The sequence below is a fragment of the Paenibacillus sp. J53TS2 genome (assembly GCF_018403305.1).
Lineage (GTDB): Bacteria > Bacillota > Bacilli > Paenibacillales > Paenibacillaceae > Fontibacillus > Fontibacillus rhizolycopersici.
This window is the reverse complement of record NZ_BOSK01000009.1, coordinates 166,098-191,951: the sequence shown is the minus strand read 5'-3', so window position 1 is coordinate 191,951 and position 25,854 is coordinate 166,098. Positions and strand designations below refer to the sequence as shown.

26 protein-coding genes and 1 riboswitch are annotated in these 25,854 nt (G+C 52.7%); of the genes, 7 read left to right on the top strand and 19 right to left on the bottom strand.

Annotated features, from left to right (window positions below):
• Positions 1 to 6: 6 nt before the first annotated feature.
• Together KJS42_RS18815 and yyaC are read right to left on the bottom strand one after the other, a co-directional pair.
• Complete coding sequence (locus tag KJS42_RS18815) at positions 7 to 813, bottom strand: alpha/beta fold hydrolase (RefSeq protein ID WP_213623777.1); 807 nt, start codon at positions 811 to 813, stop codon at positions 7 to 9.
• Positions 814 to 1,088: 275 nt separating this feature from the next.
• Positions 1,089 to 1,616 carry a spore protease YyaC gene (yyaC, locus tag KJS42_RS18810; RefSeq protein ID WP_213623776.1) on the bottom strand — a complete coding sequence of 176 codons (528 nt, stop codon included), beginning with the start codon at positions 1,614 to 1,616 and terminating at the stop codon, positions 1,089 to 1,091.
• 136 nt (positions 1,617 to 1,752) lie between these two features.
• Here yyaC and KJS42_RS18805 point away from each other — a divergent pair, with 136 nt between their 5' ends.
• Entirely contained in the window at positions 1,753 to 1,980 is a 228-nt protein-coding gene (locus KJS42_RS18805; protein WP_155607865.1) for a DUF1128 domain-containing protein, read from the top strand.
• A gap of 23 nt (positions 1,981 to 2,003) precedes the next feature.
• Here KJS42_RS18805 and KJS42_RS18800 read toward each other — a convergent pair whose 3' ends face one another.
• Positions 2,004 to 3,014, bottom strand: a complete 1,011-nt coding sequence (locus KJS42_RS18800) for an asparaginase (RefSeq protein ID WP_213623775.1) — start codon at positions 3,012 to 3,014, stop codon at positions 2,004 to 2,006.
• Between the two features lie 174 nt (positions 3,015 to 3,188).
• On the opposite strand from KJS42_RS18800, the gene KJS42_RS18795 reads away from it, so the two are divergent.
• Entirely contained in the window at positions 3,189 to 3,410 is a 222-nt protein-coding gene (locus KJS42_RS18795) for a hypothetical protein (RefSeq protein WP_213623774.1), read from the top strand.
• A 45-nt stretch (positions 3,411 to 3,455) separates the two neighbouring features.
• Here KJS42_RS18795 and KJS42_RS18790 read toward each other — a convergent pair whose 3' ends face one another.
• The 8 genes from KJS42_RS18790 to KJS42_RS18755 form a co-directional block, all read right to left on the bottom strand.
• Entirely contained in the window at positions 3,456 to 4,229 is a 774-nt protein-coding gene (locus KJS42_RS18790) for a sigma-70 family RNA polymerase sigma factor (RefSeq protein WP_213623773.1), read from the bottom strand.
• Positions 4,226 to 4,675 carry an anti-sigma B factor RsbW gene (gene rsbW, locus KJS42_RS18785; RefSeq protein WP_193417848.1) on the bottom strand — a complete coding sequence of 150 codons (450 nt, stop codon included), beginning with the start codon at positions 4,673 to 4,675 and terminating at the stop codon, positions 4,226 to 4,228. The genes KJS42_RS18790 and rsbW overlap by 4 nt, the downstream gene beginning before the upstream one ends.
• Positions 4,676 to 4,693: 18 nt before the next feature.
• Positions 4,694 to 5,032 (bottom strand): STAS domain-containing protein, encoded by a 339-nt coding sequence (locus KJS42_RS18780; protein ID WP_155607860.1) that lies wholly within the window; start codon positions 5,030 to 5,032, stop codon positions 4,694 to 4,696.
• Between the two features lie 62 nt (positions 5,033 to 5,094).
• Entirely contained in the window at positions 5,095 to 5,862 is a 768-nt protein-coding gene (locus KJS42_RS18775; RefSeq protein ID WP_213623772.1) for an ATP-binding protein, read from the bottom strand.
• Positions 5,835 to 6,989, bottom strand: a complete 1,155-nt coding sequence (locus KJS42_RS18770) for a PP2C family protein-serine/threonine phosphatase (protein WP_213623771.1) — start codon at positions 6,987 to 6,989, stop codon at positions 5,835 to 5,837. The genes KJS42_RS18775 and KJS42_RS18770 overlap by 28 nt, the downstream gene beginning before the upstream one ends.
• A gap of 162 nt (positions 6,990 to 7,151) precedes the next feature.
• A complete protein-coding gene (locus KJS42_RS18765) occupies positions 7,152 to 7,652 on the bottom strand; it encodes a DUF948 domain-containing protein (protein ID WP_155607857.1) in 501 nt (166 codons plus the stop codon).
• 165 nt (positions 7,653 to 7,817) lie between these two features.
• A complete protein-coding gene (locus KJS42_RS18760) occupies positions 7,818 to 9,101 on the bottom strand; it encodes a C40 family peptidase (protein ID WP_213623770.1) in 1,284 nt (427 codons plus the stop codon).
• Between the two features lie 493 nt (positions 9,102 to 9,594).
• Positions 9,595 to 10,464, bottom strand: a complete 870-nt coding sequence (locus KJS42_RS18755) for a cation diffusion facilitator family transporter (protein WP_193417839.1) — start codon at positions 10,462 to 10,464, stop codon at positions 9,595 to 9,597.
• Between the two features lie 228 nt (positions 10,465 to 10,692).
• Here KJS42_RS18755 and KJS42_RS18750 point away from each other — a divergent pair, with 228 nt between their 5' ends.
• The gene (locus KJS42_RS18750; protein WP_193417837.1) at positions 10,693 to 10,881 is read left to right on the top strand and encodes a hypothetical protein; all 189 of its coding nucleotides are present in this window, start codon (positions 10,693 to 10,695) and stop codon (positions 10,879 to 10,881) included.
• 88 nt (positions 10,882 to 10,969) lie between these two features.
• Here KJS42_RS18750 and KJS42_RS18745 read toward each other — a convergent pair whose 3' ends face one another.
• A complete protein-coding gene (locus tag KJS42_RS18745; protein WP_193417835.1) occupies positions 10,970 to 12,595 on the bottom strand; it encodes an ABC-F family ATP-binding cassette domain-containing protein in 1,626 nt (541 codons plus the stop codon).
• Positions 12,596 to 12,969: 374 nt separating this feature from the next.
• Here KJS42_RS18745 and KJS42_RS18740 point away from each other — a divergent pair, with 374 nt between their 5' ends.
• A complete protein-coding gene (locus KJS42_RS18740; protein WP_213623769.1) occupies positions 12,970 to 13,875 on the top strand; it encodes a transposase in 906 nt (301 codons plus the stop codon).
• 236 nt (positions 13,876 to 14,111) lie between these two features.
• On the opposite strand, the gene KJS42_RS18735 is transcribed toward KJS42_RS18740, so the two are convergent.
• The 4 genes from KJS42_RS18735 to KJS42_RS18725 all read right to left on the bottom strand — a co-directional run bounded on the left by KJS42_RS18735 (position 14,112) and on the right by KJS42_RS18725 (position 17,700).
• Positions 14,112 to 15,134 carry an MBL fold metallo-hydrolase gene (locus KJS42_RS18735; RefSeq protein ID WP_213623768.1) on the bottom strand — a complete coding sequence of 341 codons (1,023 nt, stop codon included), beginning with the start codon at positions 15,132 to 15,134 and terminating at the stop codon, positions 14,112 to 14,114.
• 81 nt (positions 15,135 to 15,215) lie between these two features.
• Complete coding sequence (gene cydS, locus KJS42_RS23405; protein ID WP_418888785.1) at positions 15,216 to 15,317, bottom strand: cytochrome bd oxidase small subunit CydS family protein; 102 nt, start codon at positions 15,315 to 15,317, stop codon at positions 15,216 to 15,218.
• A gap of 5 nt (positions 15,318 to 15,322) precedes the next feature.
• On the bottom strand, positions 15,323 to 16,354 hold the full coding sequence (locus KJS42_RS18730; protein ID WP_213623767.1) for a cytochrome d ubiquinol oxidase subunit II: 1,032 nt from the start codon (positions 16,352 to 16,354) through the stop codon (positions 15,323 to 15,325).
• Positions 16,351 to 17,700: a cytochrome ubiquinol oxidase subunit I gene (locus KJS42_RS18725; RefSeq protein ID WP_213623766.1), complete on the bottom strand. Its 1,350-nt coding sequence runs from the start codon at positions 17,698 to 17,700 to the stop codon at positions 16,351 to 16,353. Before KJS42_RS18725 ends, KJS42_RS18730 begins: the two co-directional genes overlap by 4 nt.
• A gap of 239 nt (positions 17,701 to 17,939) precedes the next feature.
• Between KJS42_RS18725 and KJS42_RS18720 the strand changes: the two genes are divergently transcribed.
• Together KJS42_RS18720 and KJS42_RS18715 are read left to right on the top strand one after the other, a co-directional pair.
• Complete coding sequence (locus KJS42_RS18720) at positions 17,940 to 19,085, top strand: virulence factor (protein ID WP_213623765.1); 1,146 nt, start codon at positions 17,940 to 17,942, stop codon at positions 19,083 to 19,085.
• A 120-nt stretch (positions 19,086 to 19,205) separates the two neighbouring features.
• A riboswitch (Lysine riboswitch) is annotated at positions 19,206 to 19,406 on the top strand.
• Positions 19,407 to 19,544: 138 nt separating this feature from the next.
• Positions 19,545 to 21,017, top strand: a complete 1,473-nt coding sequence (locus tag KJS42_RS18715; RefSeq protein ID WP_155607847.1) for an amino acid permease — start codon at positions 19,545 to 19,547, stop codon at positions 21,015 to 21,017.
• Positions 21,018 to 21,077: 60 nt separating this feature from the next.
• Here the strand turns inward: KJS42_RS18715 and KJS42_RS18710 are convergent, their stop codons facing one another.
• The gene (locus KJS42_RS18710) at positions 21,078 to 22,211 is read right to left on the bottom strand and encodes a transglutaminase domain-containing protein (protein WP_213623764.1); all 1,134 of its coding nucleotides are present in this window, start codon (positions 22,209 to 22,211) and stop codon (positions 21,078 to 21,080) included.
• A gap of 295 nt (positions 22,212 to 22,506) precedes the next feature.
• Here KJS42_RS18710 and KJS42_RS18705 point away from each other — a divergent pair, with 295 nt between their 5' ends.
• Complete coding sequence (locus KJS42_RS18705; protein WP_155607845.1) at positions 22,507 to 22,704, top strand: hypothetical protein; 198 nt, start codon at positions 22,507 to 22,509, stop codon at positions 22,702 to 22,704.
• 70 nt (positions 22,705 to 22,774) lie between these two features.
• Here KJS42_RS18705 and trxB read toward each other — a convergent pair whose 3' ends face one another.
• Positions 22,775 to 23,722, bottom strand: coding sequence for a thioredoxin-disulfide reductase (gene trxB, locus KJS42_RS18700; protein WP_213623763.1), 948 nt, complete (start codon positions 23,720 to 23,722; stop codon positions 22,775 to 22,777).
• Between the two features lie 170 nt (positions 23,723 to 23,892).
• Positions 23,893 to 25,839, bottom strand: coding sequence for a heavy metal translocating P-type ATPase (locus KJS42_RS18695; protein ID WP_213623762.1), 1,947 nt, complete (start codon positions 25,837 to 25,839; stop codon positions 23,893 to 23,895).
• Positions 25,840 to 25,854: the final 15 nt, after the last annotated feature.

Here is a 25,854-nt window from a genome sequence, read left to right as displayed (position 1 = left end):
TATTTTTCACGCTTCTCGCTTCTCTTCCGTCACGCTGCGCAAAAAATCGGCGATGACAGCAGCCAGCTGCTCAGGCGCTTCATACATGCTCATGTGTCCTGCACCCTTAATGACGGCCTTCGTGACGTTCGGGCCTTCGGTGGTAAACAGCCGCGCCATTGGTACGACGGCGTCGCTTTCGCCGGCAACTAGCAGCAGCGGCAGCGGCGTATCCGCCATCACGTCCCGGCGATCGGGCCGCTCGCGCATCGCCAGCGCAGCCCCCGTAGCTCCTTGAGGCGGCGTTTTGTAACCAATTTCTTTCACGCGATCCACTTCAGGTACCAGCTTGGTGACATTTTCCGGAGAGAACAGCCCAGGTACCAGACCATCCACAAAGTGGGTGATCCCTTCGGATCGTATCTGTGAAACGGCCTGAAGCCGTTTCTCCTTCGCTTCCTCGCTGTCCGGGAATCCCGTAGAATGGATCAATCCGAAAGCGTTCAAGCGCGATGTATAACGCTGAGCCAATGACAAAGCGGCATAACCGCCCATTGAATGGCCCAAGAGCGTATATTGGGAAACGCCTAAGGCTTCCATGAGACCGGCGACATCGTCCGCCATTTGATCGATCGTATACGCGCCCATTGGCGCAGCAGTGGCCCCGTGGCCCCGAAGGTCAGGGGCAATGACCTGATATTGTTCGGCAAGCAGCGGTTGAACTTTTTCCCAGTAAGCGGAGCTGCCGCAGAAGCCGTGCAGCAAAACTACCGTTTCGCCCTGTCCTTGTTGTTCATAGGCGATCGTTGTTCCGTTGACCGTTATTTTGTCCATTACGCTACCCACTTTCATCCATAATTTAGAGGTTGTTCAAAAAATCATCTTCGGATCACGAAGCAGCTCATTGAAGGAAATCGACTTCGAATCTTGAATTCACCCGGGACTTCCGTTGCTCACGTAGATCTATCTACGCTCCGCTACTCACTCCCTAGCTTCATCCAACCTTCTCGGTGCTCCAAACCTAATTTTTTGAACCTTCATTTGAACCGGTTGTTCAAAAAATCATCTTCGGATCACGAAGCAGCTCATTGAAGGAAATCGGCATCGAATCACCCAAACGCTGAAGCCGCGGCGCCCGCGATTTCATCGGCCATCTGCATGACCTTGTAAAGTGAGGTCATCTGCAACGTCCAATAAGGTTTTAGGCCTTTGACGTTGACGACGGCCGCGATGCTGTAGTGCCCTACCTCCGGCAGGCTCGCCCCGACGGATTGGGCCGGTTGCAGCGGCTGGCCGGATACCAGATAATACCCAACTGAATCCGACATGCCTAGGCAGGCATCGATGGCGATGATTACGCGACCTTCGGGAATCTCGGCCATGCGCCGCTCCAGATTCGTCGCGTCACAAGGCTCGCGAAGCGTCCCGATCACTTGTCCAAACCCCAAGTCTGTCAACTTGGTTCCTACAAGTGGACCTAACGCGTCTCCCGTAGACCGATCCGTACCGATACATAGAAAAGTAACGACATCACGGATATGCCGGGCGCGAATGCCTGCAAAAAAAGCTTCCAGTTCTACGCCGCTCAGCTTCCTTCGGTTCAAGCCCGCCGCCGGCCATTCTTCCTGTTCCTGCATGACCTTGACACGCTCCCTCCCGGTATTCCGTACCCTGATTGTAACGCATCCGGACGGCCGATCGCAAAACTTCATGAACCTGCATCCCTCATGATACAATAGTTAATAACCCATAAACCGGAAGGATGAATAAGGCATGGATCTATCCACGAAAAACCAAGAAAATATTGAATACATGATCGAAGCAATCAAGAGTAAGCTGAAAATGGCCTCAGGAGCGGCGATGTCGGCGTCCGCGTTCCACGTTAACCAATATGACGATATCCGCGATGTTTATGACATTGTCATGAGCAAAGAGCGGTTAAGCATCTCTGAAGTCGAAGCCCTTGCCCAAGAGCTCGGGAGACTACGCGGCAAAGCCTAAGGCCGATGCTGCCTCAGCGTCGGTTAAGGTTCCAACCGAAAGACCGTTTCAGCTTGACCTACCTGCCAGCCCTCATCGTTCAAGATCGAAGACGGGAACGCTTCGCGCAACTTTCGCAGCGTTTCCTCGTTTTCGTACCCTAACTGCTCCAGCACGGACAACGCGATCATTCCCCACTCCTCTTCGGAACCATCCTGAATCTTAAACGTCACACCTACGCGCTCGCGACGCAAAGCAAACGCGTAAACCCCTTTGAACCCGCCTTTGGCGACGATATTCGGGTCGCTCAGCAAGATGGAGTCGATACGTCCGGTGCCAGCTACAAGCAGGGGATGGCGATTCATCGCTCCGGTAATGACCTTGGCCGCCTCGGCTGTAGCCGTATCCCCAATTAGATCCGGACAAGCCAGCTTCAAATAGGCGGTCGCCAAAGCGGATAATGGCAGCGCAAAAACAGGGAAGCCGCAGCCATCCGTTCCCAGCGAGATCTGGGCCTCGGGAATCCCAGCCAAGCCGGCCAGTGTCGCCAAAATTTCACGTTGGACCGGGTGATCGGGGTGATTATAGCTGTCCAGCGGATATCCCATCATTTTGCAGTAGGCCAGAACGCCTAAATGTTTACCCGAGCAATTATGATAAATCCGGCGATATGCTCCACCCTGACGCAGCAGCCGCTCCTTGGCCGTCTCGTCCAGCGGAAGGCTTGGGGCGCATACCAGCCTCTCCTCGGCGAGTCCCGTCTTACTCAACAGGCTCTCCAGCGTACCGACATGCACCTCCTCGGCCCGGTGAGAAGCGGTCATGATGGCGATCTCCTCGTCCGTTAATCCATAAGCCCCTATGATCCCTGCGCGGATGCCCGGAAGCGCCTGAATCGGTTTAGCCGAAGAGCGGGTAAATACAGTAGCATGGGGATTCCCAGCCCGCCCGGCAATCCTTGCTTGTTCATCAATGATACAGATATGACCATAGTGGGCGCATTCCAGCAACCCCCCGCGATATTCATTCACCAGTAACGCTTCATTGTTGTTCATCTCATCGTTCTCTCCTTAATCCGGTTCCATTCCTACACAGTATAGTACAGTGAAAGCCCGCTGGCTATAGACCCTCCCGCACGTCTTCTTGGCGTATCGCCGGTATACGAAGCGAGGCTATCTGCGCAAACTATCTGTGGTTCAGAAGCGAACGAAAAGGAGGCAAAACCCTTTATGACCCAATCCGAAGACCAGCAGGAGCAGTATGTCTCCAAACAAATCCGGGCTGCCCAAGCCGGTGAATATCCCGAGCATAAAGACATTGACGAAGCCGAAAACGGATCCATGGTGAATGACATGGAGGACTTGATTCAACTAGGTGATGACATGGAGGCTATGAAAACGAGCCAAGAGGATCTAAAGCAAAGTGGCTTGTTGTCCGATCCGGAGCAATAGGCCGTTTACAAAAAAGCGTTGCCTCAACTTCCATAGGCAACGCTTCTAAGTCGTGTTCATATGATCCATAATCTGCTTAAGCTTCTCGGTTGCCCGTTTCTGGATCCGGGATACGCTCATTTGAGACATTCCCAGCTTCTGAGCGATCGTCCGTTGGGATTGTCCATCTTGAAAAGCCATCAGGAGAACCTGCTGTTCCTGCGTTTTCAATTGACTCAGCGCTTGCTGCAAATCCATCCGATTCTCCACCGCATCGTAATCGTCGGCATCCGTGCTGATCATCTCACCTAGCGTTGCTGCGCTTTCGTCCGGTGATAGCGGCGAGTCCAAGGACACGTAGTGATAACATTCTCGTCCAGCCAGCACCTCGACGGTTTCTTCGACCGAGAGCTCCAGATATTCCGCGATCTCCTTGATGTCAGGGGACCGCTCCAGTTTGACGGTAAGCTCATCGATCGCCTGCTGGACCAGCGCTCCCTTTTCCTTAATTCTTCGCGGTACTTGAATATACCAGGATTTGTCGCGCAGATAATTTTTCATATGCCCGATCATGCTTTTCATCGCATAGGGCTCAAACGGAATGCCTAACCCACTGTCGTACTGTTGAAGCAAACGAACCAGCGCCATTTCGCCCACCTGGTACAAGTCCTCATACAAATCCGGCCGATTGCGGGCAATTTTGCCGGCGGCCATTTTCACCATCGGATCGTATTTGCGGATTAACCGGGTGGCGATTTCATTATCTTTGGTTTGCTGGTACAGCCGAATCAATCGAGTCGATTCGTGGAATGACTCTTGGGGAGCCGTTCGGTCGGTCATACCTTCTCCTCGCTCTTCTGAAGCCGGCGGACCAACATGACCTTCGTTCCTTTTCCGGCTTGCGTCTCGACGCTGACGTCATCCATTAACGCCTGCATCAGATAGAAGCCTAGTCCTCCGATTGGAGCCTCGCTCAACTCTTTCTCGTGCAGCGTAACGTGACCCGCCTGCCCCCACGGTTCAAAGCTCTCCCCTTCATCTCTGACCGTAATCGACAAAGCATCCGTCAATACCTCGAACGTGATCTCCATTTTTCCAACTTCCTTCCGGTACGCATACAACACGGAATTGTTGCAGGCTTCCGACACCGCTACCTTCATATCTTCAATTTCCTCGTACGAAAATCCCATTTTCGAGGCTACGCCGTATAGGTTCAACCTAACTATATCCACATATTCCGCTGTAGCCGGAAGGCTGATGACGATTCTCTCTACTTCCTCTATCATTAATTCTCGATCCTTTCCTTATTGGGAGTTCTCCTGCTCCGCGAAAAACTTAGCTATCCCGGTCATTTCAAATAACTTCCGGATATGATCCGGTACTTCCCGCACGTAAAACCTTGAGCTCATCCCTTGTCTCGCTTTTAAGATGGACAGAAAAATTCCAATCCCGGTGCTATCGATGTACTTCAATTCTTTCAGATTCAAGACTAAATCCGCGTCATCTTTGCCTACTAGCGGGTCCATCACCTTACGAAAGTCGGGAGCTACGGACAAGTCCAGCTCGCCGCGCAAGGATACGGTACAAATTCCATTCTCCAGTTGTGTCGTGGTGGAAAATTTCAAGCTTTTTCTCGTATTCATGAAATACTCTCCCTGGAATAGGTTTTCTTATAACAACATAACCCAGCTTGTCCGCCGCTGAATCAAAGTGATTTGCCCTCGCCGGGGGCACGGCTCCAAAGTGTAACCGAAAAAGTGAATATCGTACCGCTCTCTACCAACGGCTTCGTCTGAAGTTCGCCGCCCAACTGACTTACTAACTTCTGGCAAATAGCCAGTCCCAGACCGAGACCGCCATATCTCCTCGTCATCGTGGAGTCAAGCTGTGTGAATGGTTCAAACAAAAGGGACATCTTGTCCGCGGGAATACCGATCCCTGTATCGCTGATCGTAAAACTCAAACGGATCATTCCACTTTCGGCATGCTTTGAGCTTACGATGAGACCGATTCTTCCTTGATCGGTAAATTTGACGGCATTGGCCAGCAAATGAATCATCACTTTGCGCAGACGCCGAATATCGCCATAGAGAAGATCCGGAATCTGCTCATCAACTGCGAAGTACAGCTCCAACCGCTTGGCGACGATCTCTGGTTGGAACAAGGCAAGGATATCCCGCATCGATTCCCGTAGCGCAAACGGCGTTATCTCCAGACCCACCTTCTCTTGTCCCAGCTGACTAAAATCAAGGATATCATCAAACATCGACAATAAGGCGTGCGCATTATGGTAGATCAAACCAACGTACTTCTTCTGCTCGTCGGTCAACTCTGTCTCTAGCAGCAACTCGCTCAGCACGAACACTCCGTTCAGCGGTGTACGAATTTCATGGCCCACCATCGCCAGAAAATCCCGTTTAGCTTGTTCGCTGCCACTTGCATCCTTCATTTCAACGATATCCATACCATGCATTTATCGTCTTCCCTTTTCCGCGGTACGGTTTCATCAAGGAACAACCGGCTCATTGCCTCGCGGTCGAAGTCATGAATGCCGGTATTTAGCTGTTCCTCCAGCCATGCCTGCCTCGCTTCCGCCGATTCCTCCTGCACGTCAATCAGTCCATCGGTGTAGAGGACCAAATGGCCCGGACCTTCATAATGCAGCGTCTGCGGATCGGTTTCAATGCCGTCAAACAAGCCTACAGGAGGTCCTATCTTATCGAGGCGAACAGCTTGTCCGTTCCCCGTGAACAACATGGCTGGAGGGTGTCCGGCGTTCACGTAATCGATTTTTTTACGCCGGGTATCCACGATGAGATATATGGCGGTGAAATAATATTGAATCAGCTTGCTCTCGATGTGCAGCTGGATGAACCGGCGATTCAGCTCCTGGATCACTTTCTCGGGCTCCACATAAGTATGAACGGTGTCTTTCAGAACGGAGGAGATGAACATGCAGAATAAGGCCGAGGAAATGCCGTGACCCATCATATCAAGCAAAATAACCGCATATTTACCCTCGCCTAGAGAATACCAGGAATATAAGTCTCCTGCCAGCTCATAGGAAGGCTTGTAAATGGCATCGATTTCGACTTCCGGATCGCGGATTGGAGAACTAAGAACCGCATTTTGGACAAGCGATGCCAGCTTTAATTCTTCCTGGATTCGTTGATCCCGGTTACGGTGCCAATCCTTCTCCAGCTTAAGTCTCAGAGCCAGCCGGATTCGCGCCATCAGCTCGACCTTGTTAATCGGTTTCGTCACATAATCGACGGCTCCGGCATCCAGCGCTTCCGCCAGCTTGTTGGAGTCCCCTACCGCCGTGACTACAATGATCGGGATCTCCCTCAAATGTTCAGAGCGCTGCAAGATCCGGCAAGCTTGGATTCCGTCCATCTCCGGCATCATGATATCAAGCAGAATCAAATCAACATCAGACGGACCGCTTTCCTCAACCGTATCGAAATCCTTTACCCCAAGCCTCTCAAACATGTCCCGTGCTGAAGTGACCGCAACGGTATTCCGGTAATTTTCCTTCTTCAAGATTTCACGAATGATTATGGTGTTTGTCGGATTGTCGTCAACGATCAATATTCTCATGTTAATCTCCTTAGTATGAGCTTGGACAATGAGTTATGTATAATGCAGCGATAAAAGAAAGAACGGGGCGCTTTCCCCGTTCCTTTAGACTCAATTCTATAAACATTACCCTGCCTAATCAAAATTGAAACGGCGGACCGGTGTAGCCATCCCGTGATCGCTTTAACTCCGGTACTTCTGCCAGACGTCTGCGGCAACATCCACCCACTTAACCCAGCCCGCCGGTTTGCGGTTTGCATCCTGAGACGGTAGTTCGGCATCCGCTTGATTCTGCCGAACCGGTCCATCCGGAGCTGTCGTAACTGCAGCCTGAGCCTTTCGCTTCGCCATCCGAGGACGGCTTGCGATTCGGCTGGCCAAGGCAGCCGAAACCTGCTTCGTCGCCAAAGTCACTTCGTTTAATACCTCGCCGGCATGTTGGACCGATTCCATAAGCGGATCGATTTGTTTCATTTTATGCTGGATATCGCCGGTCAAATCGTTCGCTTGCCGGACGACTTGCCGGACCTCAGTTCCTAGCTCGTCAACCGTTTTTTGCACCTCTCGCAGCGTCTCCGTTGTTGTCTGAAGCGAGCGCTCTGCTGCCTTCAGCGTTTTGACCAGGTATACGACAAGTACCACAAAAGCCGCCGCGGCAACCGCCACGCTGATCTCCCAAATCATGTATCGTTCCTCGCTTTCCGTCCGTTTGCATTAAGCCTTCTTTCCTTAACTATACACGAAAATGTGCGGAAGAACAGTTGTTTCTTTAGGCGTTGTACCAAGACGAAAAACCGCTTTGTCCGTCCTCTGTAGACAGAGAACGAATCAAAGCGGCATGGATTTTCTTTATTTCAAGACGCTACCGCCATACATGAAGCGGTATACCCAGGAGCCGTCGAGTTGATCGACGATCACTCCTCCAGACTCCGTTGAGTAGGTGTGCAGAAGTTGTCCGTTGCCAAGGTAAATCGCCACGTGGGTAATCCGCTGGCTGAGTTTGTCGATCCCGGCATAAGACTTGGCCGAAGAGCCCTTATAGCTCATGAAGAAGACCAGATCGCCACGTTTCAAGTTGTCGATGCTGTACACCGCGGTGCCGTTATCCTTAATGTAATCCCCTTGTTGACGGGAATCTGCAGGAAGTGTAAGGCCTAGCGCATCCTTATAGGCTTGTCTTACGAAATCAGAGCAGTCAAACGTTGAAGTGTTACTGCGGCTTGAGCCGAATTCATACGGCGTACCTAGGTATTTCATGCCCGCCTCAATAACTTGTTCGATCTGTTGGTTAATTCCATTAGACGGTGCCGGAGCTGGCGTTGGCACGGGTTCCGGGGCAGGGGGAGGCGTAGGTACCGGAGTCGGTATTTCGGCTTGACCGTTGACTTCCAAATATTTCTCATTCGTGCTAACGTAACCTATCGTTCCATCGGCCGTCTGTACTTTATAGAAATACTCGTTGCTTTGTTCGAGGATCGTCAGCGAAGTACCCGTACGCAACATCGTGATCACATTCCCCGAGGTGGACGGCTGATCGCGCATATTCACGCCGTACGATACCGTAGCCGGCCAACCAAGCGTAGGCTGGGAAGGCGTAGGGGCAACCTTGTCGATCTGAAGGTACTTTTCATTCGTGCTGACGTAACCGGTCTGGCCGGCACTTGTCTGCACTTTATAGAAATATTCGTTGCTTTGTTCGAGAACGGTCAGTTGGGTGCCTTTGCTCAGCATATCGAGGACATCGCCCGCAGTGGAGGGTTCGTTTCGCATATTGACGCCGTAAACTACCGTAGCGGGCCATCCCAAATAAGGTTGCGATGGAGCGATAACTACCGTTTCTACCTGAATGTACTTGTCGTTAGCGCTGACGTAACCAACCGTTCCATCCGCCGTTTTTACTTGATAGAAATATCGGTTACTCTGATCCAATACAGTTACTTCGGAACCTTCGTTAAGGAATCCGATTACTTTGCCCGAAAGGGAAGGTTGGTCACGAAAATTGACCCCGCCAACAATATGACCTTTGGTTATCGTTTGAGCGGTTGCGGTTGCGGCGGCGGCCTGGTGAGGAACAGCTGTATAAGTAGAGAGAAGAATGGCACTCAACAATGTGATCGCTACGCTTCGTTTCATAGGTGATGTCCTGCCTCCTAATGTAAAATCTAGTTGTTATCCTTCGTTCCAACGTTCTCCTTTCTTTGGTCTTGTCCCCATTATATCCCTTGTCGAAAACAGTCTAAATCGGTCGAAGATCACATTGTCCGAAAGCGTATTCAAAGACATTGGGCCTAGTTTCCATTTATCAAAAATAGAGGCATGCGACCTATAAATTTCGACCTAAAACACGCCGATGAAAACGCATTCTCGCGTTTAAAGGCTTGATTTTTGTAACAAAAGTACCTGATTACGCAAGACACCTAACGATTTTCATGATTATTCCAATTTATCCAATTGGACTATTTTCTAGGGATAAACACCCGGTTTTTAACGCAAAAAAGCCCAAGCATCAGACCTGGTAACTATTTCCTCGGTCTACCCGCTTGGGTCATGTATTACGACAATGGCTTGTCTTCTTCTGTTCTACCTTATGTAACCCGTAAAACGTATACGGGCCAAACGGGTCGCTTTAACCCTCTTTTGGCTCAACATGAACGTGAACGTGCATCACGTTTTGCTTGCTTCTCATCCGTTCCTCTACTCGGTCGCTGATTTTATGGCTCTCGATCACCGTCAGTTGTGGATCGACTTCAATGACAACGTCAACCAGCACATGATTACCGTGAACGCGGGCTTTCAAGTCCCTGATGCCTTCAACCCCTTGAGTTCTGGCAATGGTACTGCGCAGGTCACCCAATTCTTTCTCATCGAACCCGTCAGTCAAATTATGTGTCGATTGGCGGAAGATGTCCCAGGCGGTCTTGCAAATGAGCAGACCCACGGCAATCGCAGCCACTACATCCAGCCATGGCAGCCCGAATTGTGCCCCGATGATCCCGATGGCCGCCCCTACGCTCACCATAGCGTCCGACAAGTTATCTTTGGCTGCCGCCATCAGCGCCTGATTGTTGATCTGATTGGCCAATCTCCGGTTGTAGATATAGACCCCGCCCATCGCCAGAGCACAAACTGCGGCTACAGCGGCCGAGAGAATGTCAGGTTGGCTATGCACACCTGCCGCTAACGATCGGATCGCGTCAAGGATCACTTGAATGCCGACCATCGCCATAATAAAAGAGGCAACCAACGCGGCGATCGTTTCCGCACGAAAATGACCGTAAGCATGATCCGAATCCGGCGGTTTTTGCGAGATTTTGAGGCCGATTAGCACCGCAACGGAAGCCACGATATCCGTGAGGTTATTAAAACCGTCGGCCAACAGCGCGTTGGAATCAAAATAAAAACCGCTAAGCAATTTAAAGGCGGACAGCAGCAAATAAGCGGTAATGCTTACCCAAGCCCCGCGCTCCCCTTTTCGTATATCGTCGTAAATATCCAAGTCCCGCACCTCCAGACTTCTCCCCGAAGCCATTCAACAACTTGTTCAAACCTAAAGTGGCTTTCCATGAAAAGCGTTTAATCATCGTAGCAAATAAACCCCGAGTAAGTCTAGAGAAACAGTGTTGCCTCCGGGAAAAGCAGCCTTCACCATTATTCCCGTTGTACGCGCTTTTAAAAACGTATAAAATAAGGACAGCCCCTTTTTACTTACGAGGAGATGATATCGGTGACGGAAGATAAAGAACCACGCAAAATCGATTTAGCCGAGGCGATGCGTCAAAAGCTTCAGCAGAAAAAACAACTGCAGCAAGCGGCAAATAAACCAGGGATGAAGGACAATCTTCAAACCAAGGCACTGAAGAGCCAAAATAATAAAAAACCGAACAATCAGCGCCGCCGGACGGGTGGTTCGTAAAAATCCCGGCAGCGCAAAGAAGCCGCACGGAGCAGGTCCTATGAGACCCGCCCGCGCGGCTTTTATTATTCGGCTTATCGCGGCTCCGTTAAACTTCTTCCGGATACATCGATTTCCGCAGGTTTTGGATTTCTTCGCTTTCCAGGTACTCATCGTAGGTCATGACGCGATCGATGATCCCGTTTGGCGTAATCTCAATAATACGGTTAGCGATGGTTTGAATGAACTGATGGTCATGCGATGTAAACAGAATCGTTCCGTCAAAGTCGATCAGCCCATTGTTGAGCGCCGTAATCGATTCGAGGTCCAAGTGGTTGGTCGGTTCGTCAAACAGCAGCACGTTGGCCCCGTTCAGCATCATTTTGGCCAGCATGCAGCGGACCTTCTCGCCCCCGGACAACACGCTCGCTTTCTTCAGCGCCTCTTCCCCGGAGAACAGCATCCGTCCAAGGAAGCCGCGCAGGAACGTTTCGTCCTGGTCGTTCGAATATTGACGCAGCCATTCAACCAGATTTAAATCGACACCATCGAAATAACTGGAGTTATCCTTAGGAAAATAGGCCTGTGACGTAGTAACGCCCCAGCTGTATTCTCCGCCATCCGCTTCCAGCTCGCCCATCACGACTTGGAACAACGTTGTTTTCGGCAGGCTGTTTGGTCCGACAAACGCGATTTTGTCGCCTTTGTTCACGACGAAGCTGGCATTATCCAGCACCTTATCGCCCTCAACGGTTTTGGTCAGCCCGTCGACCGTCAGCAACTGCTTGCCGGCCTCGCGCTCCGCTTTAAAGTTAAGGAACGGATATTTCCGGTTCGAAGGTCTCAGATCATCCAGAGTAATTTTATCGAGCTGCTTTTTCCGGGAAGTCGCTTGCTTCGATTTCGAAGCGTTCGCGGAGAAACGCTGAATGAACGCCTGGAGCTCCTTGATCTTCTCTTCCTTCTTCTTGTTGGCGTCCCGCTGCAATTGCAGCGCGAGCTGGCTGGATTCGTACCAGAAGTCGTAGTTACCGACATACATCTGGATTTTGCCGAAATCGATATCCGCAATGTGCGTACATACCTTGTTCAGGAAGTGGCGGTCATGGGATACGACGATGACGGTCCCCTCGTAATCCATCAGGAAGTTCTCAAGCCACTGGATCGATTCAAGATCCAAGTGGTTCGTCGGTTCGTCCAACAGCAGGTTGTTCGGACGTCCAAACAACGCCTGAGCCAGCAAGACGCGGACCTTCTCATTGCCGCTGAGCTCGGCCATCTTCTTATCGTGCAGTTCGCGTGGGATCCCTAGACCAATCAGGAGTGCGGCCGCATCCGGTTCGGCGTCCCAGCCGTTCAACTCAGCGAATTCGCCCTCCAGCTCCCCGGCACGCATACCGTCCTCTTCGGAGAAATCGGCTTTGGCGTACAACGCGTCCTTCTCTTTCATAATCGAATACAGTCGGCTGTGGCCCATAATGACCGTTTCCAGCACTGGATATTCGTCGTATTCATAATGGTTCTGCTTCAGGACTGCCATGCGCTCGCCTGGCGTCATAAATACTTCGCCTTGATTCGCCTCAATTTCACCGGAGAGAATTTTCAAGAACGTCGACTTGCCCGCCCCGTTCGCCCCGATCAAACCGTAGCAATTGCCGGGGGTGAATTTTATATTTACGTCTTCGAAAAGTGCCCGTTTTCCGTACCGGAGCGTTACACCGTTAGTGCTGATCATGTTAGGCATTACCATCCTTTTATCATAGTGAGTGCGGACTATCTCAAATAGTCGATACTACTGGCGTATTATATCATAGAATACCTGTGAAATTGAACCTACAGCGCAGAAAGCCTTAAATCAACCCCCGTTATGCTCGTCTTCAGCCTCGGGGATCCGCCCGGGTCACCTGCTAGGGTTGCCTACCTGAGTCACCTATCTAAGCCCCCTAAGACCATCCCTACTCCCTCTTTGCACGATTATCCCTTTCGTTCAGCAGGCTTGGTTTTGAATGCAAATAAGTGGTAATTTTTTCTTGATATAAGAACATGCGTTTGGTATAATAAAATAAAAGGAACATACGTACGTATTTCAGGATTTGGAGGAGAGCGAACATGAAAGTTAATGCGGGAACGGGTCTACATCCAATTAGCTGCTGTTATGACAGTGAGGAAGCCTGCATGGAGGCGTTAATCGCGATGAAGTGGCGAAACGGTTTCGTCTGCCCACGTTGCGGTTACACCCAGTGTACCCGCTTGAACTCCCGTCGAATCCCCTTGTTCGAGTGTGGCAGATGCGGGCATCAAGCATCACCTTTGGTCGACACGATTTTTGAAAGAACACATCTTCCTCTCTTAAAATGGTTCCACGCCCTGGAGTTATTCCTGCTTCCAGATGGGATCTCGGCAATGCGGTTGAGCCAGGTGATTCGGGTCACCTACAAGACCGCCTGGTTCATGCTGCACAAAATCCGCCATACCCTCGGAGAATCCGATGCCTTAGAGCTATTGAGTGGAGACGTGAAGGTGAACTGTGACCGATATGGTGGGGATCCGTCCCGGTGCAACCAGTTTCCTCATCCCAATGGCTTAGCGGTCGTGGCTGGATGTACGGTAACGGAGGCGGGAGAACCGGAGCAGGTGAAAATCCATCTGATCTCGCAAAAAAGAGGAGAAAGAATTGTCCATCGTCACGAACTCGTTGAATTTATCAATCGACAGGTACATATTCCTACGTCGATTGTTCAGTCGCCGACGCTGGCATTTAAGCTGTATATACCCTTGCGGAGAGTGGTAAGAGAAGCGTGGGATTCACTTAAAAGTACATATGTTGCCTTGGGACCGAAATATCTGCAGGCGTACTTGAACGAGTACACCGGACGCCGCCAGCTGCGCCGGTCCGGTGCGGAAGAAGAAACGAGGCTGCAGAAGTTGCTGTGCCTGTGTATGGCGATTCCAGCGATTCCTTACCCTAAGTTGATCGCACGCCAATCGAATCCTCCTTTTCCGATTGCGGCCTAATCGGGCGCCAAGCGAACCAGCCATACGGAAAGGGTTGAGTAACTGTAACTGCTACTGCAACTACTACCTGATCAAACGGGATAATCTTGCAAAGGGGGCGCCAGATAGCTAAAGACAGCTTCAGGTAGCTACATACAGCTACATACAGCTACATACAGCTACATACAGCCCCAAATAGCTAGGTACTGCTTCAGATAGCACCATACAGAAGCGTGCAGCCCCCCTGCCAATCATAATTATTTGAATCGTCCGCTCAACTGCGGAATTCTCTCCGTATCAACTAGTGGGGTCGAAGCCATCGGATGCGTCGTTAGATGAGGCAACCGCAAGGTTTCCCCATGATGCAGAAGCCGTATCTTGTCTTCGGAAATGTCTCGCCGCTTCCGGTCCGCCTCTAAGCGGTCAAGCGCCTCCCGAGCCGTATCATCGGCCAGTCGGAACGTGCCGTAGTGCATCGGAATCATCAGTTTTGCCCTTACATCCACAAACGCCTGCAGCGCCTCCTCCGGCGTTGTATGCTGGCTTGTCATAAACCACTCCGGCTCATATGCGCCGATTGGCAGCAGCGCCACATCAATTTCATAGCGGCTCCCGATCTCGGCGAAACCGCGAAAATACCCGCTGTCCCCGGCGAAATAGATGACCGGCGGCTTCGAGTCGGCCGGGCTCTGCGCCGACTCCAAAACATACCCGCCCCAATGCGACGTATTTGTATCGAACGGCGTACGACGCGTCCAGTGTTGGGTTGGCACGAACGAGATGTCGACTTCCCCAATCCGCACCCGCTCCCACCAACTCATCTCCTGGACGCGTTGGAATCCTTTGCGCCGCAGTTTTCTCCCGAGACCGACTGGCACCAAAATGGTGGTATCGCTGCCGTATAAGCGACGGATCGAAGCCATGTGCATATGATCGTAATGGGAATGGGAAATCAGGATGACGTCAATCCGCGGCAATTTGTCGATCGGAACGCCCGGTTCACATAACCGACGCTGGAACCCCATGCGCATTGCCCAAACCGGATCCGTCACGAAATTAAGTCCTTGATACTGAATGAGAAACGTGGAGTGGCCAATCCAGGTCATCGTCGTCTCCACGCGGTTTTGATGCAAGTAATCGAGCTGCGGTGGCTTATTAGGAATGACGTAGGAATAATCCTTCCTTTTTCTGCGGCGTTCTTCCCGCCATTGTCTGAACTGCTTCAACGTTTTGTCAGTACTTACGTTATCGATGTTGTTGTAGCGCGTTCTTCTTGGCATCGCTCCGGTTGCTCCTCTCCGCATTTCTTTCGCTTTTTTCCTATTTTAGAGTAATTTCGGCGGCAAACCAAACTTCATTTATTAATCGGCACGGTCCTTATATTTCCAGGCATAAATAAACAGGAATGCTACTGCCCCGATAACAACGAGTTCCGGCGCCACCATCACCATAAACCACTCCATCGCCTTCACCCTTTCCCCGGTGAGCTACCGCGTACGTATTTGGCATCAAACAAAAATAGTCGCATCAGCAAAAACAAAGAAGGGATTAGGATGCACAGTCCTGCAACAAAAGCAGTAATCAAGGCGACGGCCATCGTCTCGTTCGTGAAGCTTTCATAGATGCTGACCTGCTTATAGAGAATATAGGGTAGGTGGCTACGGCCATATCCGTACCAAGCAAACGCAAACTGCAGCATGACCAGCAGGAACGACCAGCCTAACCGTCGCTTTTTCCATACCAACGCAACGGCTACCAGGAAACAAACGAACGAGGCGATAAACATCCACGCTACCTCCAGCATATGAGAGTAATGCTCCGGATTTTGCCGATTGATCTGAAAAAAGGCGAATACACAGGCCAAAATCGTCGGCCCACTCCACAGCAGCGCATAGCCGCGCAGCACTTCGAATGCCCGTAGATCCCCTGCTTTATCTGCGTAAAACGCAAGAAACATCGCCGAAATGTACAACACAGATACAAGCGCCAGCACAATAACCGACCAGGTATATGGATTACCAAAAAAAGCTGTCCAGTCCAAAACCACCTTCCCCTCGACTTCACCGATGATTCCGCCCTCCGAAATCGCCAGAATCGTCGAAAGGGCAGCCGGAATCAATAGGCCCGTCGCCCCGTAGATCCCCATATAGGTTTTGTTGTTTGCCTTGCTGCTGCCGTAAGTGTTGTAAGCGTAATAGGCCCCCCGCAAAGCGAGAAGTACAGTGACCAGACTGCCGGGAATCAGCAATGCGGTGCCGTAATAATAGGCGGAATCCGGGAAAAAACCGACCAGACCTACAACAAAAAAAATCAAAAACACGTTGGTCACTTCCCACACCGGGGACAGATAGCGCTGAATGATATCGTGAATTTTATTCTCATGCCCTGTAAGCACGCTGTAGTAGCTGAAGAATCCTGCCCCGAAATCGACGGAAGCAACGATTAAATATCCGAAAAGGAACGTCCACAGCACCGTGATGCCTACTAGTTCGTAGCTCATTGTCCGTTCCCTCCCTCGAGCCCGGCTTGTCGCAACTCCGTTAACGCGTCCTTGTTCCGGAACATCCGGGACAATACGAGAACGCAGGATAGGCACAAGACCAGATACAGAACGGCAAACAACAGCAGCATTGGGCCGACGCTTTCCGAAGTGGTAGCCGCCTCACCTACCTTCATATATCCGCGGATAATCCAAGGCTGACGGCCGAACTCGGCAAACATCCATCCTAGCTCAATCGCCACCATCGCTAACGGGCCTAGCGCCAAAATACCGATCAGAAGCCACACCGGATAACCTTTTTGGCCGCCGGGCAGGTAGCGCCGCAGCAGATACAGGAATGGAATCAGGACGAGCAGCGCCCCAATCGTAACTTTGAGATCAAACATATAATGGATCAACAAAGGCGGGCGGACATCCTCCGGAAATTCCTCCAGCCCGATCACCCGGGTGTTCGGCGAGTTTCCAGCGAGAATGCTGAGCGCATACGGGATTTCCAGTGCGTATCTGACGTTCCCCGCCTCATCCAGCACGCCGCCGTAAATCAATGGAGCCCGCTCCATCGTTTCAAAATGCCATTCCGCGGCGGCTAGCTTCTCCGGCTGGTACTTGGCCAGAAATTTACCCGAGAAGTCACCGATCATAGCCGTAGCTAGGGCAAACACGAAGGAGGATACCACCGTCAGTTTAAGCGCCTTCTTGAAGTAGGCGTGGTCCCGTCCGCGCAGCAGGCTGAAAGCGGCGATGCCGGCTAGAAGGCCGGCACTGACGGTATATGAGGAAGCCAGCACGTGCGCAACTTTAGTCGGCGTTGCCGGATTGAACATCGCTACGAGCGGCTGGAAGTCAGCAATGACACCGTTCTTGAGAGTAAACCCCTGCGGCGTGTTCATAAAGGCGTTTAGCGTCGTGATGAAAAACGCCGACGCGGAGGAGCCGATGGCCACCGGAATCAGCAGGAGAAGATGCAACAGCTTGTTGTTGAACCGATCCCAAGTATACAGGTAGATACCAAGGAAGATCGCCTCCACAAAAAAAGCGAAGGTCTCCATAAACAACGGCAACGCGATCGCTTGCCCGGCGACCCGCATAAAGGTCGGCCATAACAAGCTCAGCTGCAATCCGATTGACGTTCCGGTTACGACCCCTATTGCCACGGAAATGACAAAGCCGCGAGCCCAACGGCGGGCCAGCAAAGTATAGTGCGGATCGGAGGTGCGAATTCCTCGCCATTCTGCTAGCGCGATCATCAGCGGGACACCGACGCCGATCGATGCAAATACGATATGTACAAACAAGGTCAGTCCGGTAAGCATCCGGCTTAACGTGACCGGATCAAGATTTGTCATGACGAAGCTCCTTCAAGAAAAGTAATGGAGAAAACGGATAACGCTTTTAACAAAGGCGTACATCATAATCACGGCCACGATGAGACATACGATCGCCAGGGTTCGCTCTTGTTTCTGGAACATGCCACAGCCTCCTTGCCAATCTAGTGTGTCGCGGATGTTCCTTTTTATTCCTTCTGACGCTTGGGCAAAGCGGTGCATTGAGGTACAATAAAGTGGAAAGGAGATGTGGACATTTTATGAAAATTGTATTTATCGAACCGACCCCTAGTCCAAATTCCATGAAGCTGCATCTCGATGAACGTCTGGAGCCGGGGATTCGGAAAACATATACACTGGAAAACGAACGCTCTGCCCCGGCCTGGATCCACGGGTTGCTGCATATTCCCGGAGTAAAAAGCGTGTTCCATACCGCTGACTTTGTTGCCCTGGACCGTAAGGGAAACGCTGATTGGGCGGCCATTCTGTCTGATGTTCAGAAGCAGTTCGGTCAGGAAGGGGTCGAATCGGCTTGGAACCCCGAAGGCGGGGAAACGTCGGGATACGGGGAGGCACAGGTGTTTGTGCAGTTCTTCCGCGGTATCCCGATGCAAATTCGGGTGAAGGCGGGAAACCGCGAAGAGCGGATTTCGCTGTCCGAGCGGTTTGTGAACGCCGTAACGGAGGTAGCCAGCGCCACGCTGATCAAGGAGCGCAAGCTCACCGATTACGGCGTGCGCTACGGCGAGTTGCCTGACATTGCCCGCGAGATCGAGCAGGAGCTGGAAGCGGCGTATCCGCCGGAGCGGCTCAAGGGGATCATTGCGCAAGCGATCGCCCACGGCCGCAGTGAGACGGAGTTCGTCGAGCAACGGCGCGAGCTGACTCTGGACGAAATCCGCGCGCGGATGCAGGACCCGGATTGGCGCGTGCGTTACGCCGCGCTGGAGGCGTTGCAGCAGCCGGGCGCTGAGGCGCTGCCGCTGCTAGGGGAGGCGCTACGCGACCCGCAAATGCAGCTCCGCCGGCTCGCCGTCGTGTACCTCGGCGATCTGCGGACGCCGGAGGCGATGGAGCTGCTGTACGAGGCGCTGCGCGATGCCTCCGCCGCCGTGCGCCGCACCGCCGGCGACACGCTGTCCGACATTGGCGATCCCGCGGCCACCGGGCCGATGATCGCGGCGCTGTCGGACAGCAGCAAGCTGGTCCGCTGGCGTGCGGCCCGCTTCCTGTACGAGGTCGGCACTGACGATGCCTTAGAATCCCTGCGCGCAGCGGTGGATGACCCCGAGTTCGAGGTTGGTCTACAAGCGCGCATGGCCGTCGAGCGAATTGAATCCGGCGAGCAAGCCGCCGGAACCGTCTGGCAGCAAATGGCCGGCCGCGATCGAGGAGAAGGCAAATAACTCAGCTAGTCGTTTCGCTGGATTTATTTTGACCACTTGTCATTAATTTGACATTGCCTGGCCATCCCCCATGCGCTATACTTTGAAAATGTAAAATTTCATATGAACCTCATCATTTCAAGGTGAGGTAGAGGTCGCGATTGTGAAGAGTACACCGGAGGAGGCGTGAGAAGCCGCCCGCGATACCGGTCGAAAGGCACCGTCGCCGAAGCTTGGCTGCTCGCTTCTGTAAGCACTCGGGCTGGGGCTGTTTCCGAAAGGGACAGAACTGTCACGGTTATTCCCGTCACCCGAGGGATATCGTGTTGAGCTATCTTCATGGAATGGTGCGGATTTACGGTATAAATATGGCCGCGGAGTCCTTTCCGCGGCCTTTTTCTATGGAGCTCAAGCAGAACCGTCGGTGCATCGGAGACGGGTTACGGGGAAAACTATGAGCTTAGAAGGAGTGTTACACCCATGAGTAAACAACATCAAACGACGGACGAACGGCTTCAGCCGGGACTGAAGGCTCGCCATATGACGATGATCGCCTTGGGCGGCTCGATCGGAACCGGTCTGTTTCTCGCAAGCGGCGGCGCGATTGCCTCGGCTGGACCCGGCGGCGCGTTACTCGCTTATGCCGCCGTCGGCATCATGGTCTATTTCTTGATGACTAGCTTGGGCGAGTTAGCTACCTATATGCCGGATTCCGGCTCGTTCGAAACGTATGCTTCCCGCTTTGTCGATCCCTCCCTGGGCTTTGCGATGGGTTGGAACTTCTGGTACAACTGGGCGATCACCATCGCGGCTGAGCTGTCCGCCGCAACGCTGATTATAAAATACTGGTTCCCCGACAGCCCCTCGCTTCTCTGGAGCGTGTTATTCCTGGCCTTGATCTTCCTGTTGAACGTCCTTTCCGTAAAGGGCTACGGTGAATCGGAATATTGGTTTGCCATGATCAAAATCATCGTCGTCATCGTGTTCCTCATCATAGGCGTACTCATGATCTTCGGAATCATGGGCGGCGAAGCGGTTGGCTTTTCCAACTTTACGTTAGGCGATGCTCCGTTCCACGGCGGCTTCTTCACAATCCTCGGCGTATTTATGGCCGCCGGCTTCTCGTTCCAAGGAACGGAAATGGTTGGTGTTGCCGCCGGAGAAAGCCATAACCCGAGAGAGCATGTGCCTCGCGCAATTCGGCAAGTGTTCTGGCGGATCCTGGTCTTTTATATTTTGGCGATTCTCGTAATCGGCCTGCTGATTCCTTACACCAATCCGAACCTGCTGCAAGGCGGAATCGAAAACATCGGCGTCAGCCCGTTTACGTTGGTATTCGAAAAAGCGGGATTGGCCTTCGCCGCCTCCGTCATGAATGCCGTCATTCTGTCATCCGTGCTGTCGGCCGGCAACTCCGGGATGTATGCCTCCTCGCGGGTGCTGTATTCCCTGGCCCTGCGCGGGAAAGCTCCAAAGTTCCTGGCGAGACTGAACTCCCGCGGTATTCCGATGAACGCGCTCTTCATGACAACGCTCGTCGGCATGGTCGCTTTCTTCGCCTCGTTGTTCGGCGACGGCGTGGTTTATAACTGGCTGCTTAACGCTTCCGGCATGTGCGGCTTCATCACTTGGCTGGGTATCGCCATCAGCCATTACCGTTTCCGCAGAGCCTATGTGGCCCAGGGACGGAACCTGAACGACCTGCCTTACAAAGCGCGTTGGTTTCCGTTTGGCCCACTCTTTGCTTTTGCCCTTTGCTTCGTGGTTATTCTGGGGCAGAATGTAGCCGCTTTTACCGGCGAAACCATTGACTGGTATGGCGTCGCCGTATCCTACATCAGTATCCCGCTGTTCCTGTTGGTCTGGCTCGGCTATAAATGGAACAAGAAAACGAAGGTCATTCCGCTACAGGAATGCGATCTCGAGGTACACCCCGTGCATACCCGGTCATAAACACTAAAAAACGAGCACGAGTCCTGACCCATGTCATCGACTCGTGCTCGTTTTTGATGTTTACTCCCAGTGGATCTCAACTCGCAAATCCTCGGTTCCTTCTAAGGGTTGCATTAAATAACGGATATTCTGGATGCCAAGGTCGTATAACCCTGCTAAGTCCTCTAAGAGCTGCTGATCTGAGCCGGCATAACGCACGGTTATCGCGCTTTTCCCGGCTTTCAATCCATTCTTGACCCGGTCCGCCAGCCCTTTGGCATTGGATACTGCCGCGTCGGCATCATACAGGTCGTATCCAAGCGTCGTTTTCAGAGCAAGATAAGCTTCTTTCTTCACCCCGCCCGCCTCGATCAACGCTTGGAGTGTCGTTAAATAAGGCACGGACGCTAAGGGATAATCCGCTGCAACCCAGATATGATCCTTTCCCATCTGTTCATCCGTTCGCAAATAATACGTATAGTTGACCCGCTTGGGTACATCAGGGACCGGGTCGTCCCAGGTCGTGTCCAGATGGTACCAGCGGTTGTCGAGACGTACAAGATTCCACGCATGCAGCTGATCTCCAGCCGTTCCTTCAACCAAGCGGTTCTCGATACCGGCTTCTTTCAACAGCTCGTAAGTCAGCAAGGCGTAACCTTGACATACCGCTTCGCCGGTTTTGAGCCCTTCATAGGCTGTATATTTCTGCAAATCGGTGTCATATTTTAAGTTCACCACGACATAATCGTGAATGGCTTGGATTTTCTGATGCGCATTCATGCCCGGTTCGATCAGCTGCTTCAGAATCTCCTTCACCCTTTGGCGCACGTAAGCAGTCTGCTGAGCCGTTTCGCGGTAATGGACCTGCAACGTAATTTTGGCCGAACCCGTGGTGCCCCGCCAGGAGTAGACGTAACGATCCACGATATATTTTGTATAAGGATCGGCATCAAGCGCGTTGTAAACCGCCTGCTTCAGCTGCTTCTCCAGATTTTTGGTTGAACCTTTATATTTCAATGTTATGGTTGTACTCCGCGCCTCCATCCCTTCCGCTAACTTCGTTTGAAGTTGTTTGGAGGTAGTGACCGTAGCTGGCTCTGTTGCTGCATGTACCGGGACAGCAACCCATCCGATCGGTTCAGATCCCAGCAATAATCCACCGATCACCCCGGTGATGAGCCACCCCTTTGAAAGTTTCCCGATTTTCTTTCCCATCTGGCTTCCCTCACCTTCCGGTCAAGCTGCATAAAGAGTTCTTTAGCCGGCCTTTCAAGCCCATTGTAACACAGCCGATCCCGCAAAGGCTTTCTAGTTTTGTCGAACGAAAGGAGAGCTTCGGACAAATCCCAAAACGGCGATTATTCGCAAAAAAGACGTCATTCTGACGCCTAAATTTCACATTCAGCTTCTACAAATAGAAGCCCGTCTTATGTATAATAAAAAATATCGACTTGTGACTTATATCATTGCGCCATAATACAGACGTCCATAGGAATGGAGAATAGATCGGATGACTATCGTGAATATTTCGGATATATCCGTGGAATTGTTTATTGCCGTTATGTTTTTTTTGCTTATTGTTGCCCCTTTGGTCAGCCTTGGTGTGCTGAGATTGTTTCAAGGACGCAAGCGATCCGGCTTTACTTTGATCGGCAGCGGCGTGTTGGGATATTTCGTCTTTCAGCTGGTTGCCGGGCTGTTTAGTTAAGACTCCGTACGATATAAACGTAAAAAACGGCGATACAGGTCCTGACCTGTATCGCCGTTTTGCTGTGTAATTATTTGACGGCTGCGGCGGTTTCATGCTCCATGCTCTCGATAAACTTCTCACAGTCGATTGCGGCCATACAACCGCTTCCCGCAGCGGTGATCGCTTGGCGGTAGCGGGTGTCCTGCACGTCGCCGCAAGCGAAAACGCCAGGGACGTTCGTCTCGGAAGAGCCGGGCTTCACCACGATATAACCGTTCGCGTCAAGATCGATTTGCCCACCCAGAAACGAGGTGTTCGGATGATGGCCGATCGCCACGAATACGCCGCTGGCCGGAATCACTTCCTCTTTACCTGTCTCGTTGTTACGCACCTTCAGTCCGGTAACTCCGTTCTCGCCGGCGATGACTTCAAGCGGCGTACGATTCAGCGCCATCTCGATCTTCTCATTCGTGCGCACACGATCCTGCATGATTTTCGAAGCACGCAGCTCGTCGCGACGGTGCACCAGCGTGACTTTCGAAGCAAAACGGGTCAAGAAACCGGCTTCCTCCAACGCAGAGTCGCCGCCACCTACCACGATGATCTCCTTGCCGCGGAAGAAGAATCCGTCACAAGTTGCGCATGTGCTTACGCCACGCCCAACGTTCGTCTCTTCGCCCGGGATGCCCAGGTATTTGGCCGTAGCCCCCGTAGACAATACCAGCGTCTCCGCGACGAGCTCGCCTAGCCCTTCCACTTGAAGCTTGAACGGGCGCTGACTCAAGTCCACGCTGTTCACCCAACCCGTGCGAAATTCGGCGCCAAAACGTTCAGCTTGTTTACGCATATTATCCATCAATTCCGGGCCCATGATCCCTTCCGGGAACCCCGGGAAATTTTCCACTTCAGTCGTCGTCGTCAATTGACCGCCAGGCTGCGGACCCTCGATAATCAGCGGATTCATGTTGGCGCGGGCCAGATAAATTGCGGCGGTCAACCCTGCCGGGCCTGTGCCGATAATAATAGATTTGTACATATCCTCAAACCCCTTCAAATGGATTCATCTCAAAAATTAAGAATCATGATTGCTTGATTCTAATTATGTGAAGACGACGGCATCCTGTCAATCTGTGTATCCGAAGGGTTCGGTGAAGGTTAAATGAAGGAATGATGAAGGGACGCTTCACTGTCCAAGGATGAACATCATTACCTTAGCAGTCGCAACCCGTTCAGAATAACCAGCAGCGTACTGCCCTCGTGACCGACCACGCCCAGCGGCAGCGGAATGCCTGCAGCAAAGTTGCTTACGATTAGCATCAGGATGACCGCTCCGGCAAAGGTTAGGTTCTGCTTCACGATCCGCCGGGCTCGGCGAGCAAGCGAGATCGTCTCTGCGATCCGCTCAATGCTGTCGTTCATCAGCACAACATCCGCCACCTCCAGCGCTGCACCGCTGCCGCCGCCGCCCATAGCGATGCCCACGGTCGCCGCAGCCAGCGCCGGCGCGTCGTTTACTCCGTCGCCGACCATCGCGACGCTGCCGTAACGCTCCCGCAGCGCTTTCACGTGCTCAACCTTCTCCTGCGGGAGCAAGTCTCCGTACACGAGGTCGACGCCGATCTCCCCGGCCAGCGCGTTCGCGGTCACGCCGCGATCACCCGTCAACATGGCGACGGTGAGCCCCAGTTCGTGCAACTGGGCGATGGCCGCCTTGGCTTGCGAGCGAACCTCGTCGCGGAGCGCGATCAAGCTGGCGTATTCACCGTTCCGCTGAATGGCGGACACGGTATGACCTTCGGCGATCCAGGCGTGAAGCTGATCTGCCATCGGCTGAGGCAACATCGAATCACCCTCGTCTACCTTGCCTACCCGCCACGTGGCGCCGAACACCTCCGCTTCGATGCCCCAACCGGGCAGCGCTCGCAGCTCCTCCGCCCCGCGGAGCGGGACCCCTTCGGCCTCCGCCTTGCGTACGATTGCCTTGGCCAGCGGATGCTCCGACAGGCTCTCCGCCGCAGCACAGGCCGCAAGCACCTCCCGCGGGTCAAAGCCCACTGCGGTATAGAGCCCTGTCACTACCGGCGAACCCTCCGTCAACGTTCCGGTTTTGTCAAAGGCGACAACCCGGATGCTGCCGAGATGGTCCATATGAGCCCCGCCTTTAAACAACACGCCTTTGCGGGCGCTCTTCGACATCGCTGATAGCATCGCCGGCATCACCGACGAGACGATGGCGCAAGGTGATGCGACGACGAGAAACACCATCGCCTTATAGAAGGCAAAGGACCAACTCCAGCCGACCAGCAACGGCGTGAGCAAGATTAACGCCAGCGTGGCGGCCACGATCGTTTTGGCATAAATCCCTTCGAGTCGTTTGATGAATCGCTGGGTCCCCGGAACCTCCTGTTGAGCTTGCTCCACGAGGGTGATGATCTTCGAGAACAAGGTGCCTTCCGCCGGGCTGGATACCTCGACGTATATCGCGCCTTCTCCGTTTAGCGTCCCGGCATACACACCGTCACCCGGTTGTTTATCCACCGGGATCGATTCGCCGGTGATCGCCGATTGGTTCACTGCAGAGCTCCCGGTTCGGATCGTTCCGTCCGCAGGAATTACCTCACCTGGTTTGACCAGTAGCAGATCGCCAACGGCCAGCGCTTCCACCGCTACCTCCTCCACCCCATCTCCGCCGACACGTAATGCGGTTTCCGGCTTCATCGCGATTAGCGCAGAGATATCCTTGCGGCTCCGGTCGCTGGCGAACGATTCCAAAGCACCGCTCAAAGCAAAGATAAAGATCAGCATCGCGCCTTCGTTCCAGTAGCCGATTGAGGCCGCACCAAGCGCTGCAGCGATCATTAACAGATTGACGTCCAAATCCCGCTCTTTCACTAACGTGATCAAGCCTTCCCGAGCTTTTACGTATCCCCCAACCGCATACGCGGCAATATAAAGCGCCATCGACACCCATGGCATCGCCTCTTGCATCCCCCAGGCCCAGGCTGCAAGCATCAACCCGCCGCTGCCTAACGCGAGGAGCATCTCCTGATGACGTAACAGACGCAACCAATCGAACCGACGTTTCCTGCCCGGGTTGGGCTGATTCGCTGACTTTTGGATCTCGCTTAACGTTCTTCTATGCACAGCTTCCATGACGAACTCCTCCTT

Coding starts and splice junctions, on each gene's coding strand:
- KJS42_RS18770 (WP_213623771.1), bottom strand. CDS start 6,989: ATGAGAATATTGATCGTTGACGACAATCCGACAAACACCATAATCATT.
- KJS42_RS18805 (WP_155607865.1), top strand. CDS start 1,753: ATGGATCTATCCACGAAAAACCAAGAAAATATTGAATACATGATCGAA.
- KJS42_RS18815 (WP_213623777.1), bottom strand. CDS start 813: ATGGACAAAATAACGGTCAACGGAACAACGATCGCCTATGAACAACAA.
- KJS42_RS18725 (WP_213623766.1), bottom strand. CDS start 17,700: ATGACAAATCTTGATCCGGTCACGTTAAGCCGGATGCTTACCGGACTG.
- KJS42_RS18780 (WP_155607860.1), bottom strand. CDS start 5,032: ATGAATACGAGAAAAAGCTTGAAATTTTCCACCACGACACAACTGGAG.
- KJS42_RS18745 (WP_193417835.1), bottom strand. CDS start 12,595: ATGATCAGCACTAACGGTGTAACGCTCCGGTACGGAAAACGGGCACTT.
- KJS42_RS18765 (WP_155607857.1), bottom strand. CDS start 7,652: ATGATTTGGGAGATCAGCGTGGCGGTTGCCGCGGCGGCTTTTGTGGTA.
- KJS42_RS18735 (WP_213623768.1), bottom strand. CDS start 15,134: ATGCCAAGAAGAACGCGCTACAACAACATCGATAACGTAAGTACTGAC.
- KJS42_RS18790 (WP_213623773.1), bottom strand. CDS start 4,229: ATGACCGACCGAACGGCTCCCCAAGAGTCATTCCACGAATCGACTCGA.
- KJS42_RS18775 (WP_213623772.1), bottom strand. CDS start 5,862: ATGCATGGTATGGATATCGTTGAAATGAAGGATGCAAGTGGCAGCGAA.
- yyaC (WP_213623776.1), bottom strand. CDS start 1,616: ATGCAGGAACAGGAAGAATGGCCGGCGGCGGGCTTGAACCGAAGGAAG.
- KJS42_RS18715 (WP_155607847.1), top strand. CDS start 19,545: ATGAGTAAACAACATCAAACGACGGACGAACGGCTTCAGCCGGGACTG.
- KJS42_RS18720 (WP_213623765.1), top strand. CDS start 17,940: ATGAAAATTGTATTTATCGAACCGACCCCTAGTCCAAATTCCATGAAG.
- KJS42_RS18695 (WP_213623762.1), bottom strand. CDS start 25,839: ATGGAAGCTGTGCATAGAAGAACGTTAAGCGAGATCCAAAAGTCAGCG.
- KJS42_RS18730 (WP_213623767.1), bottom strand. CDS start 16,354: ATGAGCTACGAACTAGTAGGCATCACGGTGCTGTGGACGTTCCTTTTC.
- KJS42_RS18795 (WP_213623774.1), top strand. CDS start 3,189: ATGACCCAATCCGAAGACCAGCAGGAGCAGTATGTCTCCAAACAAATC.
- cydS (WP_418888785.1), bottom strand. CDS start 15,317: ATGGAGTGGTTTATGGTGATGGTGGCGCCGGAACTCGTTGTTATCGGG.
- KJS42_RS18760 (WP_213623770.1), bottom strand. CDS start 9,101: ATGAAACGAAGCGTAGCGATCACATTGTTGAGTGCCATTCTTCTCTCT.
- KJS42_RS18800 (WP_213623775.1), bottom strand. CDS start 3,014: ATGAACAACAATGAAGCGTTACTGGTGAATGAATATCGCGGGGGGTTG.
- rsbW (WP_193417848.1), bottom strand. CDS start 4,675: ATGATAGAGGAAGTAGAGAGAATCGTCATCAGCCTTCCGGCTACAGCG.
- KJS42_RS18705 (WP_155607845.1), top strand. CDS start 22,507: ATGACTATCGTGAATATTTCGGATATATCCGTGGAATTGTTTATTGCC.
- KJS42_RS18740 (WP_213623769.1), top strand. CDS start 12,970: ATGAAAGTTAATGCGGGAACGGGTCTACATCCAATTAGCTGCTGTTAT.
- KJS42_RS18710 (WP_213623764.1), bottom strand. CDS start 22,211: ATGGGAAAGAAAATCGGGAAACTTTCAAAGGGGTGGCTCATCACCGGG.
- trxB (WP_213623763.1), bottom strand. CDS start 23,722: ATGTACAAATCTATTATTATCGGCACAGGCCCGGCAGGGTTGACCGCC.